The sequence below is a fragment of the Paenarthrobacter sp. NPDC090522 genome (genome assembly GCF_044769225.1).
In the GTDB taxonomy this organism is placed as follows: Bacteria; Actinomycetota; Actinomycetes; order Actinomycetales; family Micrococcaceae; genus Arthrobacter.
The window spans coordinates 431715-443714 of record NZ_JBIVXL010000001.1; the positions used below are offsets into that span (position 1 = coordinate 431715).

Here is a 12000-nt window from a genome sequence, read left to right on the forward strand (position 1 = left end):
GTTCCTCCCAGCCTATAAGGGAGGAACCGGCCTTCGGCGGTTTTGCAATCAGTGGGTGTCGACGGCCGAGATTTCGGACTTGTCTTCGCCCCACAGGGTGTGGAACGTGCCTTCGGCGTCTACGCGGCCGTAGGTGTGTGCACCGAAGAGGTCGCGCTGGCCCTGGATCAGGGCAGCGGCAACGCGCTTGCGGCGCAGGCCGTCGTAGTACGCGAGCGAGGAGGAGAACACCGGTACCGGAATGCCCAACTGGACAGCGGTGGCCACCACGCGGCGCCAGGCCGGAAGGACTTCGGCGATGGCCTTGGTGAACGCCGGAGCGAACAGCAGGTTGGCCGGCTTCTCTTCGGCTGCGTAGGCCTTGGTGATGTCCTTGAGCAGTTCCGCACGGATGATGCAGCCTGCACGCCACAGGGAGGCGATCTCGTCCAGCTTGAGGTCCCAGCCGTATTCCTTCGCGGCGGAGGTCAGCATGTCCAGGCCCTGGGCGTAGGAGACCAGCTTGGAGGCGTACAGCGCCTGGCGGACGTCCTCAACGAACGTCTCGGGGATTTCGACGGCGGCTTCCTCACCGGCGAGCAGTTCCTGGCCCAGCTTGCGCTGTTCTGCCTGGGACGACAGGGCCCGGGCGAACACGGACTCGGCAATGCCCGAAACCGGCGAACCGAGTTCCAGGGCGGAAATGACCGTCCAGCGGCCGGTGCCCTTCTGGCCGGCAGCGTCCACCACGACGTCAACGAACGGCTTGCCGGTCTTGGCATCGACGTGGCCCAGGACCTCGGCGGAGATTTCGATCAGGAAGGAGGACAGATCGCCCTTGTTCCACTCAGCGAAGATCTTGGACTGCTCGGCCGGCTCAATGCCTGCACCGGAACGCAGGAGGTCGAACGCTTCGCCAATGACCTGCATGTCGGCGTACTCGATGCCGTTGTGGACCATCTTCACGAAGTGGCCGGCACCATCGGTGCCCACCCACGCGCAGCACGGTTCGCCGTCGACCTTGGCGGAGATCTTCTCCAGCAGCGGGCCAAGGGCGTCGTAGGACTCGCGGGAACCGCCAGGCATGATGGACGGGCCGTTCAGGGCACCTTCCTCACCACCGGAGACGCCAACGCCCACGAAGTGCAGGTCCTTCTTGGCCAGGGCAGCTTCGCGGCGGCGGGTGTCCTCGTAGTGCGAGTTGCCGGCGTCGATGATGATGTCCCCGGCTTCGAGCAGGGGTTCGAGCTGCTCGATCACGTTGTCGACCGGAGCGCCGGCCTTGACCATGATGAGGACGCGGCGGGGCTTCTCCAGCGAGTCGACGAGTTCCTGCAGCGTTTCCGTGCGGATGAAGTCGCCTTCGGATCCGTGCTTCTCCAGCAGGGCGTCGGTCTTTTCCACGGAGCGGTTGTGAAGTGCCACGGTGAAGCCGTTGCGGGCAAGGTTACGGGCCAGGTTGGCGCCCATCACCGCTAGGCCGGTGACACCGATGTGTGCTGACATCAAAACTCCAATTCGATCGTGTGCAGTCAGTCCTGCGGGCATGCAGGAAGCGATTTTGATAAACAGGGGCTGTAATAAACCATACGTATTTAAGCCGTGGGCCGGAAGCATCGCCCACGTTGTGGGACACTGCCGCGTCATAAACAGTCTAGGTTGCGGCCGTTCCGTCCGGGCATCGGATCCCGGGCGCCACCCACGCACGCTGCGCGCGCAGGACCTTCGCCCGCCACTATGCTTACCTCTATGTCAACCAGCCTCCACCACCGCGCCGTCGAGCACCTGGGTACCCGGATCGTCGGCGGTACCCTGCCGACAGGGCACGTCATGTTGGCGGAACACTTGGAAGACGAATTGAACGTATCGCGCTCGGTGGTGCGCGAAGCCGTTCGGGTCCTTCAATCCCTCGGCCTTGTCGAGACCATCAAGCGCGTAGGCATCCGGGTCCTGCCCGCCCACCGCTGGAACCCTTTCGACCCGTTGGTGATCCGCTGGCGCCTTGCCGGCGAAGGACGCGGCGCGCAGTTGAGGTCGCTCGCAGAGTTGCGTTCCGCCGTCGAGCCCGTGGCTGCCGAACTTGCCGCCGGCAACGCCCCGGCAACGCTCCGGCAGGAGCTCGTGGACATCTCCCTGGCCATGAAGAAGTCCGGCGATGCCGGAGACATGGCCACGTTCCTGGACCTGGATATCCGGTTCCACGCCCTGGTCCTTTCCGGATCCGGCAACGAGATGTTCGCCAACCTGATCGGCCAGGTGACGGAGACCTTGACGGGCCGGACAGTCCACGGTTTGATGCCCGAGCACCCGCAGCAGCAAGCACTGCAGTGGCACATCGACGTTGCCCATGCCATCAACTCCGGGGACGGCAAGGGCGCCCGCGAAGCCTCCGGCAGGATCATGAAGCAGACCATCGCGGAGCTGGCCCCCAGCTGGGACGGCCAGCCCCGCGTCTTCGTGCCGGTAGCCCGGAACTAGTCCTGGAAGTTCAGGAGGACCTTCCCGGATTCGGCGGAGTTCCTTGCGACTTCGAACGCTTCCAGTCCGTGCGCGAGGTCGAACTCGTGCGTGACCACCGGATCCACCGACAATGAACCGTCAGCCAACGCGGCGATGACCTGGTCGATTTCGTCGTTGAAGCGGAACGAGCCCAGCAATTCCAGCTCGCGGGTGATGGCCAGCGAAATGAACACGGGCTGCGGGCCGGATGGCAAGAGACCCACCATCACCACCTTGCCGCCGCGGGTGGCACCCTTGATGGCTGACGCGAGACCGAAGTGGCTGCCCGAGGATTCGACGACGATGTCCGCGTCCACTGCCGCGATTGCCTCGGCGTCGTCACCCTTCAGGACAGCATCGGCGCCCACGGCCCGGGCGATTTCCAGTGGCTTGTCATGCATGTCGACGGCGACAATCCGGGACGCTCCGGCCCGCTTCAGGACGGCGACCGTCAAGGCACCGATCGGACCGCTGCCGATCACCAGGGCGCTCTTGCCCGCCACATCACCGGCGCGGGCGACGGCGTGCCACGCGACGCTCGCCGGCTCCACCAGGGCGGCTGTCCGCAGGTCCAGGGACGCCGGCAATTCGCGCAGCATGCGGGACGGAAGGTTGGCGTAGCGGCTGAAGGCGCCATCGGTGTGGGGGTAACGAGCCGCACTGCCCAGGTAGGTACATCCCGGGGAGAGGTTGGGCCGGTCCTCGGGGTACCTGACATCGCCCGGTGCCGGAGTGGCAGGGTGGACAGCAACGGGCGTACCGACGCCCGGACCGCTTCCGTCGGCTGCCTGCTGCACAACCACGCCAACGATTTCGTGTCCCAGCACCATGGGTGCCTTGAGGATGGACTCACCTGCAGCCCCGTGCAGCCAGTAGTGAAGGTCTGATCCGCAGATGCCGCCGTAGGCGATCTCCACGACCGACTCGTCAGCTGCCGGAGTCGCCAGCGGGATGTCTTCGATGCGGAGGTCGCCCTTGCCGTGGGCAACCACTGCCGGTCCGGAGGAAGGAAGGGCGATGCCCATCAGACCACCACCGTCATTCCGCCATCGACAAAGATGGTTTGGCCGTTGACGAAGTTCGAAGCCTGCGAGGCGAGCCATACCGTGGGGCCTGCCAGGTCGGCAACGGTACCCCAGCGGTTGGCCGGCGTGCGGCCGAGGATCCAGGAGTTGAAGTCGGAATCGTCAACCAGGTTCTGCGTCATTTCAGTGTGGATGTACCCCGGGGCGATGCCGTTGATCTGAAGGCCGGAAGCCGCCCATTCAGCCGTCATGGCACGGGTGAGGTTGCGCAAGCCACCCTTGGCAGCGACGTACGGTGCAATGGTGGGACGGGCCAGGTCCGTCTGGACGGAGCAAATGTTGATGATCTTGCCCTGGCCACGGGGAATCATGTGGCGGGCAGCCTCGCGGCCCACCAGGAAGGCGCTGGTGAGGTCCGTGGTGATGACCCGGTCCCAGTCCTTGACGTCCAGGTCCAGCATCGGGACGCGGTGTTGGATTCCGGCGTTGTTCACCAGGATGTCAAGGGGACCGACGTTCTTCTCGATCCACTCCACGCCTTCGGCGGCGGACGCGGCATCGGTGACGTCGAACGCACGGCTGTGTACGCGCCCTTCCGGGTACTCAGCGGCCATGGCCTGGTGCGCGGCTTCCAGCCGCTCTGTGCTGATGCCGTTGAGCACCACCGTCGCCCCGGCATCTGCCAGGCCACGGGCCAGCGCGTTGCCGATCCCGCGGCTCGAGCCAGTGACCAGCGCGACGCGCCCGGTCAGGTCGAATAGTCCACTCATGGTTCTTTGTTTTCCTTCTTGGTTGGTGCCGGTTTAGTTGGAGACCTGCGACGCGGGAGATGCCACGCCCAGGTTGGCTATTGCCTGCCGCACGACGGCGAGGTCCTGGTCTCCCAGGCCCTGCCGCTTCAGTTCGGCGTAAAGTTCAATCGCGGCCGTGGCCATGGGAACCGCGGAGCCTGCTGCCCTGGCACTGTCCAGCAGGAATCCGAGGTCCTTGTGCATGAACTTTGCCGGGCCGGTGGGTGTGTAGTCCTTGGCCGCGAGCCGGGGTCCCACGACCTCCAGGACACGGCTGCCCGCCAGGCCTCCGGACAACACGTCGTAGAGTGCGGCCACATCCATGCCCGAACGTTCGGCGAGTTCCGCCGCCTCGGCAAGTGCCGCCGTCGTGCTTCCGACGATCAGCTGGTTGCACGCCTTGGCGAGCGAGCCCGACCCCAGGGGACCCATCCGTCGAACGGTGGTGCCCATGGTGGCGAAGAGCGGTTCGAGCCGTTGAAAATCAGTCTCGGAGGCGCCCACCATGATGGCGAGGGTTCCGTTGCGGGCACCCACCGTGCCACCGCTGACGGGGGCGTCGACCACCACGGCATTGCCGCCGCTGGCCGCTTCCACGGTTTCGCCGAAACGCTGCACTTCCGTTGGGGAGACGCTGCTCATGACGACGACGGCGGTCCCCGGCATGGGTGGCTCCGCCCGCCAGGAGTCGAGCAGGCCGGAGGCGGCAGCCTCGATGAAGGGCAAGTCGGGGAGCATGAAGATCAGGGTGGGCTGGTCACGCAGATCGGCGACGCTTTCTGCGCGTGCGATGCCGTCCAGATCGTCGAACGCTGCGCTCGAGCGGTTCCATGCGGTCACGTCCCAGCCGGCCGCAGCAATGTTGGCGGCCATGGGGCCACCCATGAGACCCAAACCTACAAAACCCACGCTCTTACTCGTCATGGAGCCGATCCTCACTTCCTTGTGCAACAGGCACTGGTGCCTCGGCTGATGTGCCCAAATGATGGAACTCTGTTCAATATCCTAGCCTCCATTCAGTATGATGAACACTATGACGACTGATGAACTTACCATCGCGATCGCTGTACCCCTCGAGGCTGAGTACGTAGAGCAGATCCGTGCCATAGACCCTTCCGTGACGGTTCTGTACGAGCCCGACCTGCTGCCTCCGGAGCGTTTCCCCGCCGACCACGCCGGCGACCCGGACTTCAAGCGCACCCCTGAGCAGGAGGAACGCTACTGGGCCATGCTCAACAAAGCACAGGTCCTCTACGGCTTCCCCAACGAAAGCCCCGCCGGACTGGCGCGGATAGCCCAAAGCAACCCGCACCTGCAGTGGATCCACGCCATGGCAGCCGGCGCCGGTGGAGCCGTCAAGGCGTCAGGACTCGACACCGAAACGCTCCGTAAGTTCCACGTCACCACCTCCGCCGGTGTCCACGCACTGCCCCTCGCAGAATTCTCCGCCTTCGGCATCCTCAATGGCTTCAAGCGCAGCGGCGAGATGGCACAGGACCAGGCCGCCAAGGTCTGGCCCGCCCTGCGTACGCCCACCAAGCTTGCCAACGGTTCCAAGGTGGTCATCGCCGGCCTCGGCGAAATCGGCATGGAAACAGCCCGTATCTCCCGGGCCCTGGGCATGCGGGTCAGTGGCACCAAGCGCACCGTCGAAGCCATCGACGGCATTGACCAAGTGACCACCAACGAAGGCCTCGCCGGGCTGCTGGCCGACGCCGATGCCGTGGTGAACACGCTGCCCGGCACCCCCTACACGGAAAAGCTGTTCAGCACGGAGATTTTCTCGGCCATGAAGCCTGGAGCCGTCTTCGTCAACGTCGGCCGCGGCACCGTGGTGGACGAGGACGCGCTCCTCGAAGCCCTCAACAACGGACAGGTCTCCTACGCCTGCCTGGACGTCTTCGCCGTCGAGCCGCTTCCCCAGGACAGCCCGCTCTGGAACCACCCGAAGGTGCTCGTCTCCCCGCACACCTCGGCGCTCAGCACCGCGGAAAACCGGCTCATCGCCGAGCGCTTCTGCAGCAACCTGCGCACGTTCATCGACGGCGGCGAACTGCCCCACCTCGTGGACCCGGTGCACTTCTACTAAGCCAGCAGGGCAGCCAAAAGGCCCCCGCTCCCTCACGGGGCGGGGGCCTTTTGCACTGCTTCGACTGCTACTTGGCGTCTTCCGTGCTGACCAGGTCACGGCCAACCGTTTCCGGTGTGAAGAACGTGGTGACAAAGGAAATCAGGGCAAGGACCAACGAATACACAGCGAGGACCAGCCAGGAATGATTGGTTGCCGCAAGCAGTACGGCGCCCAGCAGTGGAGCCACACCACCGGCGATGACAGCCGAGATCTCACGGCTCATGGCAACACCCGTGAAGCGGTATTGGGATCCGAACAGTTCAGGAAGCAGCGGGCACTGGGGACCGAGCATCGACTGGACGCCGATCGCAATGCCAACCGCCATGACCACCCACACCAAGGTGACGTTGCCAAGGGTGACCAGGTAAAAGGCGGGAACGGCAATGATGGCTTGGAACAGGGCCCCGTAGCGGTAAACGGGCACTCGGCCGAAACGGTCCGACAAAGCACCGAAAGTTACCACCAGGATCGCCGCGAAACCCGCGGCAATGAGCAGGCCGACAGGACCGATGGAGTTGTTGCCGGCGAAGACGCCCGCCGGCATGCTCATGAACGAGACCAGCAATGCGGAGTAGATGGAAGAGTTTCCGTTCTCCCCCATCCGGAGTCCGATTCCCACCAGGACGTTCTTCTTCGAGTGCTTCCACAGTGCGCCGATGGGGTTCTTGACGACGTTCTTGTGCTTCTCGAGTTCCTGGAACGCCGGCGTTTCCTTCAACTTGAGGCGAATGAAGATGGCGACGGCGATGAGGATGAAGCTGGCGAGGAAGGGTACGCGCCACAGCCAACCTTGCAACACCGATTTGTCTGCCATGGCGATGAGGGCAAAAGTTCCGGCTCCGAGCAGGGTGCCCAACTGGATTCCGACGAAAGGCAGGGAAGCAAAGAAACCACGACGGCGGCGCGGCGCGACTTCCGAGATGAGCGTGGTGGCACCGGCCTGCTCAGCGCCCGCCCCCAGGCCCTGGATGATCCGCAAGGTAACCAGGAGGACAGCCCCGAGCATTCCGGCCTGCTCGAACGTGGGCAGGAGGCCGATGGCAAAGCTTGCCGTACCCATCAGGGCGATGGTCAGGATGAGGACCATTTTCCGGCCGAAGCGGTCTCCAATGTAGCCAAAGAACAAGCCACCGAACGGACGCGCCGCAAACCCGACGCCGTAGGTGGCAAAGGAGGCAATCAATGCCCCGTCAGGTCCCAGAGGAGAGAAGAACAACGGCCCGAAGATCAAAGCAGAAGCCAGGCCATAAATATAGAAGTCGTAGTACTCCAGGGCGGAGCCTACGGAACTGGCCAGCGTCGCCCTGCGCAGCTGCTCCGGTTCAACAACAGCGTCGTCAGCTTCTGCTGCGAGCTTTGCATTGGTTCGAGTAATCACAAGCACTCCCTCAACATCACGCCAGGCCCCCGTTGGCCCGGCGAGATAGTGATGGCATCAACCGCCAAGGTCACTATGCTGAACAGCGTACAGCGAGTTGGATCACATGCCAAGGTTGTAATCAGATTTAATGCGAGTATTCGAGCGCTAGCCCATGGGGTTGCCCAGCGAACGCGCCAGCTCCTTGAGTTCCTTGACCATGAGCGCACCCTGCTCATCCGAATAGGTCGCCTTCAGCGCCGTGACGGAGAGGCCCAGGCTTGGGCCGTGCGCACCATGGGTGGGTACCGGCACGGCCAGGCAGACAACTCCCACGGTGGACTCTTCATCCTCGAAGGCGAAGCCCTGTTTGCGGATGGTGGAAATCTGGGCCTTGAGTTCCTCGGCCGTTCGCAGGGAGTTCGCAGTCATGACCGGGAGCTCCGAGCCATCGGGGAACATCGCTTCAATGTCATGGTCGTGCAGTTGGGCGATGAGCGCCTTGCCAACCCCGCACAGTGAAACAGGCATCTTGTCGCCGATGTTCGAGGTTAATCGGACGGCGGGGTGCCCCTCGTAACGTGCCAGGTAGATAACGTGGTCGCCATCAAGCATGGCCACCCGGACCGTTTCGCCCGAAAGGGTTGGCGCCTGCTCACAGTACTTATAGAACTCCTGCACCTCATCGAGGCGGCTGAGATAGGCGGCGCCCAACTCCACCAGCTTGCGTCCCAACGCGAAATCGGCACCTTGACGGGTGATCAGCCGGGCCTCCTCAAGCGCAAGCAGAAGGTTCGACGTGGACGACTTGGGGATGCCAAGCTCCCGGGACAAGTCACTGAGCGTCAGGCGACCCGATGGCGACTCCGCCAAGGCCTCCAGTACTGCTGCCGCGCGGGTTACCGCCGGCGCCGGGGATGAAGAACCCAGCCCATCCGGGCGGGTGGTACGGGAATCGGCCATGATTCTCCTTTGTCGATCTCAACCGGCTGTCCAGTCTGCTGAACAATTCCCATCATAGTGGCAAGATGAGCGGGTCGATCGTGGCGGTGGCAGGCAGCTCCCGACACAGAGACAGAGTTGCCACTGCGCAGCTTTCCAAACCCAAAAGTTCAATGTATATTCATTTTCGAGCTCTCCACCGCGGCATCCCCCAATAGTCGCGGTGGAGAGCTCATCCATTTCCCTGGAAGGTCAGGCGACGGCCAGTTCCCCGCCCCTCAGGCGCCATCCCCCGCCGGCTCCGTCCCTCACAAGCTCCCAGGTGGCGAGCATCGACTTGGCGTTGCTTCCCAGGCGAACCTGGACCTGCCACACTTCGATGTCCACGCGCCCTTGCCCCCTTGGCATCCGGCGAGCGTCCTCCCACCACGGAACCCTCTCAAACCACCTCACGGGATCAACCGCTATCTGCCATTCCCTGGTACCCCTGACGACGGCCGCTGGAGTGCCGTCGGGGTTGTTACGAATAAAGACGTGCTCCATGACAGGGAACGCTAAGCGAAGGCTCTGACATTCTTCGTGGATGGGCTTCCTCACCAGGACAAGGCGGCAAAGGCGGCCCCAAACAAAAAGAACCCCGCCATTTCCACTTTTCAGTGTGAAATGACGGGGTTGTTGGTGGGTCCTACCGGGATCGAACCGATGACATCCACGGTGTAAACGTGGCGCTCTACCAGCTGAGCTAAAGACCCTTGCCTTGGTCTGGGCGGCTTTCTTTCCTTACCGCCCCAACCAACGAACAATGACTCTACCTGATCATCCGGTGGAAATACCAATCGCGCTCCCGGTGTCCGGCAGATCAGGCAAATCATGGGACAAATACTCCAAGGCACCGCTGACACCGAGGTCAAGCTTGAGCGTTGCCAGTCCGTCTCCACGGGTGGTTCCCCTGTTGATGATCACCACCGGCTTGCCCGCTTTGGACGCATGCCGGACGAACCTCAGCCCGCTCATCACCGTCAACGACGACCCGGCAACGAGCAAGGCGTCGGCACTGTCCACCATGGCGTAAGCCCGATCCACCCTGTCCTTAGGGACGTTCTCGCCGAAATAGACGAAGTCGGGCTTCAGGGTTCCTCCGCATACGGGACACACTGCCACCACGAAGGACGTGATCAATTCCGGATCCTCGATGGTTGCGTCGGCGTCAGGCGCCATCTCCACCACGCCTGCCTCGAGGGCAGCCTCCACGAAACCAGGATTGAGTTCCTCGAGGATGGCCGCCAGCAGCTTCCGGGAAAACGTGTGTCCTTGGTCAAGGCAGATGACCTGGTCGAACCGCCCATGGAGGTCCACGACATTGACGCTTCCTGCGTCCTCGTGGAGCCTGTCAACGTTCTGGGTGACGAGCCCGGTCAAGAGACCGCGCTGCTCCATCAAGGCGACTGCGGCATGGCCGGCGTTTGGATCGGCATGCCGGAGGTGCGACCATCCAAGATGGTTCCTGGCCCAGTACCGGCGGCGGTTCTCCATGCTGCCAATGAACTCCTGATAGGTCATGGGCTTCCTCGGGGCTGAGCCCGGGCCACGGTAATCAGGAATGCCGGAGTCGGTACTGAGCCCGGCGCCCGTGAGCATGGCCAGCCGCCTGCCGGCAAGGACGGCGGAGGCTTCCCTCAGGGCAGCCACCTCGTCCGGGGCCAAAGCATCGTCGGACACCGGCGTCATGCTGGCAAACCCTGTCATGCCCACCCCTGGCCGTGCGTTGGCCACGCTATGTCCTCGAAAGGGCCGACAGGGCTGTGCGATATTCCGCGAGATCCCGCGCCTGGCCACGTGGATTGACCACCACGTAGCGCACGATGCCCTCGGAATCGATGATGAAGGTGCCCCTCAGTGCCATTCCGCTCTGGGCATCGAAAACCCCATACTGCGAAGCGACGGCGCCATGAGGCCAGAAGTCTGCCAGCAGGTCGAATCCGTAACCTTCCTTCTCACCGTAGGCCCGCAAAGCGAATTTGCTGTCCACGGAAACAGCCAGCACCGTCGCGTCGGAGTCCTCGAAGGACGCAATGTTGTCGCGGATTTCGCAGAGCTCGCCTGTACAGATGCCGGAGAAAGCGAACGGATAAAACACCACTACTACGTTGCGGCCCCTGAAATCCGAAAGCCGGATCGGCTCACCGTACTGGTTGGACAACTCGAAGTCCGGTGCCGGCAGGCCAACCTCCGGAACGACCGAGAGGGCGGAAGATTCCTGGACTTCCGTCACTTGTTCTTCTTAGCCACCAGGCGGGTGGCGCTCCAGTCCTTGGAAACCCCGGCCGACGTGGTCAAGTGCAAGCCGGACGTCGGGGCGGCGTCCTGGATGTCAGCCGGTGAAACATAATTCTCGCGACCTGACTTGGGGGTCAGCACCCACACCACGCCGCCTTCCTTGAGGGTGGTGAGCGAATCCATCAGCGCATCAACCAGGTCTCCGTCGCCGTCGCGCCACCAATAGATCACAGCGTCGACGACATCGTGGTCGTCTTCATCCAGCAGCTCTGAACCCGTGACATCTTCAATGTCGTCACGCAAGTCGAAATCGACGTCGTCGTCGTAGCCGCGTTCCTGAATCAGATCCCCATCTTTGAAACCCAATCTTTCCGCCACATTTACCGATGTGGCGGCGTCGGCCTCGCTCACGTTTCCTCCTTTTGAAGTGACTTCCATTACTAACAGCCAACACCCTTTGGGCGCGTGCTTCAAGCCATTGTCCCTGCGATCCACCATATTCCGCACCACCCGGGGTGTTTCGAAGCTGTGACAATCGCGTGGCATCCGTCACGGAACGCGCCGCGGTGTGACATACAACGCCCGTCCGGGCCCGCGGCTACGCATAGCAGCGCCGTCAAAGCTAGAGTGGCCATGAGTGCATTGGCTGCAGGGCGATCGCCCCGACGGATTCCATCGGGCAGCCATGCGCTCACAAGACCTGCCCGGCGCATCGGACCGGGCTGTTTGAAACCGAGATGTCGCACACGACGCGTTCACGACGGGCAGTTACCCTGCCGGACCTGAGGCGCCGATGGATGCGCCTAAAGGAAGGTTGGACGTGGCTGCAGGAGAAGAGACCTCACACATCCTTAGTGGGTTGACTGCCCAGTTGCCTGATCGTGATCCGGAAGAGACCGCGGAGTGGATTGAGTCCCTTGATGCGTTGATCGCGGAGCAGGGTACGGAGCGGGCGCAGTACATTATGCGTTCGTTGTTGCAGCGTGCTGGTGCCCGGAG

Annotated in this window: 13 protein-coding genes and 1 tRNA gene; 3 read left to right on the top strand and 11 right to left on the bottom strand. The window is 63.1% G+C overall.

Features of this window, described 5'->3' with window-relative positions; translation table 11 throughout:
• Positions 1-48 precede the first annotated feature (48 nt).
• Complete coding sequence (gndA, locus tag ACIQT2_RS02025) at positions 49-1485, bottom strand: NADP-dependent phosphogluconate dehydrogenase (RefSeq protein ID WP_400331699.1); 1437 nt, start codon at positions 1483-1485, stop codon at positions 49-51.
• A 243-nt stretch (positions 1486-1728) separates the two neighbouring features.
• On the opposite strand from gndA, the gene ACIQT2_RS02030 reads away from it, so the two are divergent.
• Entirely contained in the window at positions 1729-2457 is a 729-nt protein-coding gene (locus tag ACIQT2_RS02030; RefSeq protein ID WP_402943076.1) for a FadR/GntR family transcriptional regulator, read from the top strand.
• On the opposite strand, the gene ACIQT2_RS02035 is transcribed toward ACIQT2_RS02030, so the two are convergent.
• The 3 genes from ACIQT2_RS02035 to ACIQT2_RS02045 are packed head-to-tail and all read right to left on the bottom strand — an operon-like array spanning position 2454 to position 5218.
• Positions 2454-3503, bottom strand: a complete 1050-nt coding sequence (locus ACIQT2_RS02035) for an L-idonate 5-dehydrogenase (protein ID WP_400331693.1) — start codon at positions 3501-3503, stop codon at positions 2454-2456. The genes ACIQT2_RS02030 and ACIQT2_RS02035 overlap by 4 nt on opposite strands.
• On the bottom strand, positions 3503-4273 hold the full coding sequence (locus tag ACIQT2_RS02040) for an SDR family oxidoreductase (protein ID WP_402943079.1): 771 nt from the start codon (positions 4271-4273) through the stop codon (positions 3503-3505). Before ACIQT2_RS02040 ends, ACIQT2_RS02035 begins: the two co-directional genes overlap by 1 nt.
• 33 nt (positions 4274-4306) lie before the next feature.
• A complete protein-coding gene (locus ACIQT2_RS02045) occupies positions 4307-5218 on the bottom strand; it encodes an NAD(P)-dependent oxidoreductase (RefSeq protein ID WP_402943081.1) in 912 nt (303 codons plus the stop codon).
• A 97-nt stretch (positions 5219-5315) separates the two neighbouring features.
• Between ACIQT2_RS02045 and ACIQT2_RS02050 the strand changes: the two genes are divergently transcribed.
• A complete protein-coding gene (locus ACIQT2_RS02050; RefSeq protein ID WP_402943084.1) occupies positions 5316-6383 on the top strand; it encodes a D-2-hydroxyacid dehydrogenase in 1068 nt (355 codons plus the stop codon).
• A gap of 67 nt (positions 6384-6450) precedes the next feature.
• Here ACIQT2_RS02050 and ACIQT2_RS02055 read toward each other — a convergent pair whose 3' ends face one another.
• From ACIQT2_RS02055 to ACIQT2_RS02085, 7 genes are all read right to left on the bottom strand, one after another.
• Positions 6451-7809, bottom strand: a complete 1359-nt coding sequence (locus ACIQT2_RS02055; RefSeq protein WP_400331682.1) for an MFS transporter — start codon at positions 7807-7809, stop codon at positions 6451-6453.
• 141 nt (positions 7810-7950) lie between these two features.
• Positions 7951-8745, bottom strand: a complete 795-nt coding sequence (locus ACIQT2_RS02060; protein ID WP_400269121.1) for an IclR family transcriptional regulator — start codon at positions 8743-8745, stop codon at positions 7951-7953.
• A gap of 231 nt (positions 8746-8976) precedes the next feature.
• Complete coding sequence (locus ACIQT2_RS02065) at positions 8977-9111, bottom strand: hypothetical protein (protein WP_400331679.1); 135 nt, start codon at positions 9109-9111, stop codon at positions 8977-8979.
• A 289-nt stretch (positions 9112-9400) separates the two neighbouring features.
• Positions 9401-9476 (bottom strand) — tRNA-Val (locus ACIQT2_RS02070).
• A gap of 64 nt (positions 9477-9540) precedes the next feature.
• Complete coding sequence (locus tag ACIQT2_RS02075) at positions 9541-10497, bottom strand: NAD-dependent protein deacetylase (RefSeq protein ID WP_402943089.1); 957 nt, start codon at positions 10495-10497, stop codon at positions 9541-9543.
• A 1-nt stretch (position 10498) separates the two neighbouring features.
• Positions 10499-10996 carry a peroxiredoxin gene (locus ACIQT2_RS02080; protein WP_400331673.1) on the bottom strand — a complete coding sequence of 166 codons (498 nt, stop codon included), beginning with the start codon at positions 10994-10996 and terminating at the stop codon, positions 10499-10501.
• Entirely contained in the window at positions 10993-11412 is a 420-nt protein-coding gene (locus ACIQT2_RS02085) for a DUF3052 domain-containing protein (RefSeq protein WP_397321510.1), read from the bottom strand. The genes ACIQT2_RS02080 and ACIQT2_RS02085 overlap by 4 nt, the downstream gene beginning before the upstream one ends.
• Before the next feature lie 382 nt (positions 11413-11794).
• On the opposite strand from ACIQT2_RS02085, the gene ACIQT2_RS02090 reads away from it, so the two are divergent.
• A partial coding sequence (locus ACIQT2_RS02090) for a hypothetical protein (RefSeq protein WP_402943093.1) occupies positions 11795-12000 on the top strand: 206 nt, incomplete at its 3' end.

Coding starts and splice junctions, on each gene's coding strand:
- gndA (WP_400331699.1), bottom strand. CDS start 1,485: ATGTCAGCACACATCGGTGTCACCGGCCTAGCGGTGATGGGCGCCAAC.
- ACIQT2_RS02030 (WP_402943076.1), top strand. CDS start 1,729: ATGTCAACCAGCCTCCACCACCGCGCCGTCGAGCACCTGGGTACCCGG.
- ACIQT2_RS02035 (WP_400331693.1), bottom strand. CDS start 3,503: ATGGGCATCGCCCTTCCTTCCTCCGGACCGGCAGTGGTTGCCCACGGC.
- ACIQT2_RS02040 (WP_402943079.1), bottom strand. CDS start 4,273: ATGAGTGGACTATTCGACCTGACCGGGCGCGTCGCGCTGGTCACTGGC.
- ACIQT2_RS02045 (WP_402943081.1), bottom strand. CDS start 5,218: ATGACGAGTAAGAGCGTGGGTTTTGTAGGTTTGGGTCTCATGGGTGGC.
- ACIQT2_RS02050 (WP_402943084.1), top strand. CDS start 5,316: ATGATGAACACTATGACGACTGATGAACTTACCATCGCGATCGCTGTA.
- ACIQT2_RS02060 (WP_400269121.1), bottom strand. CDS start 8,745: ATGGCCGATTCCCGTACCACCCGCCCGGATGGGCTGGGTTCTTCATCC.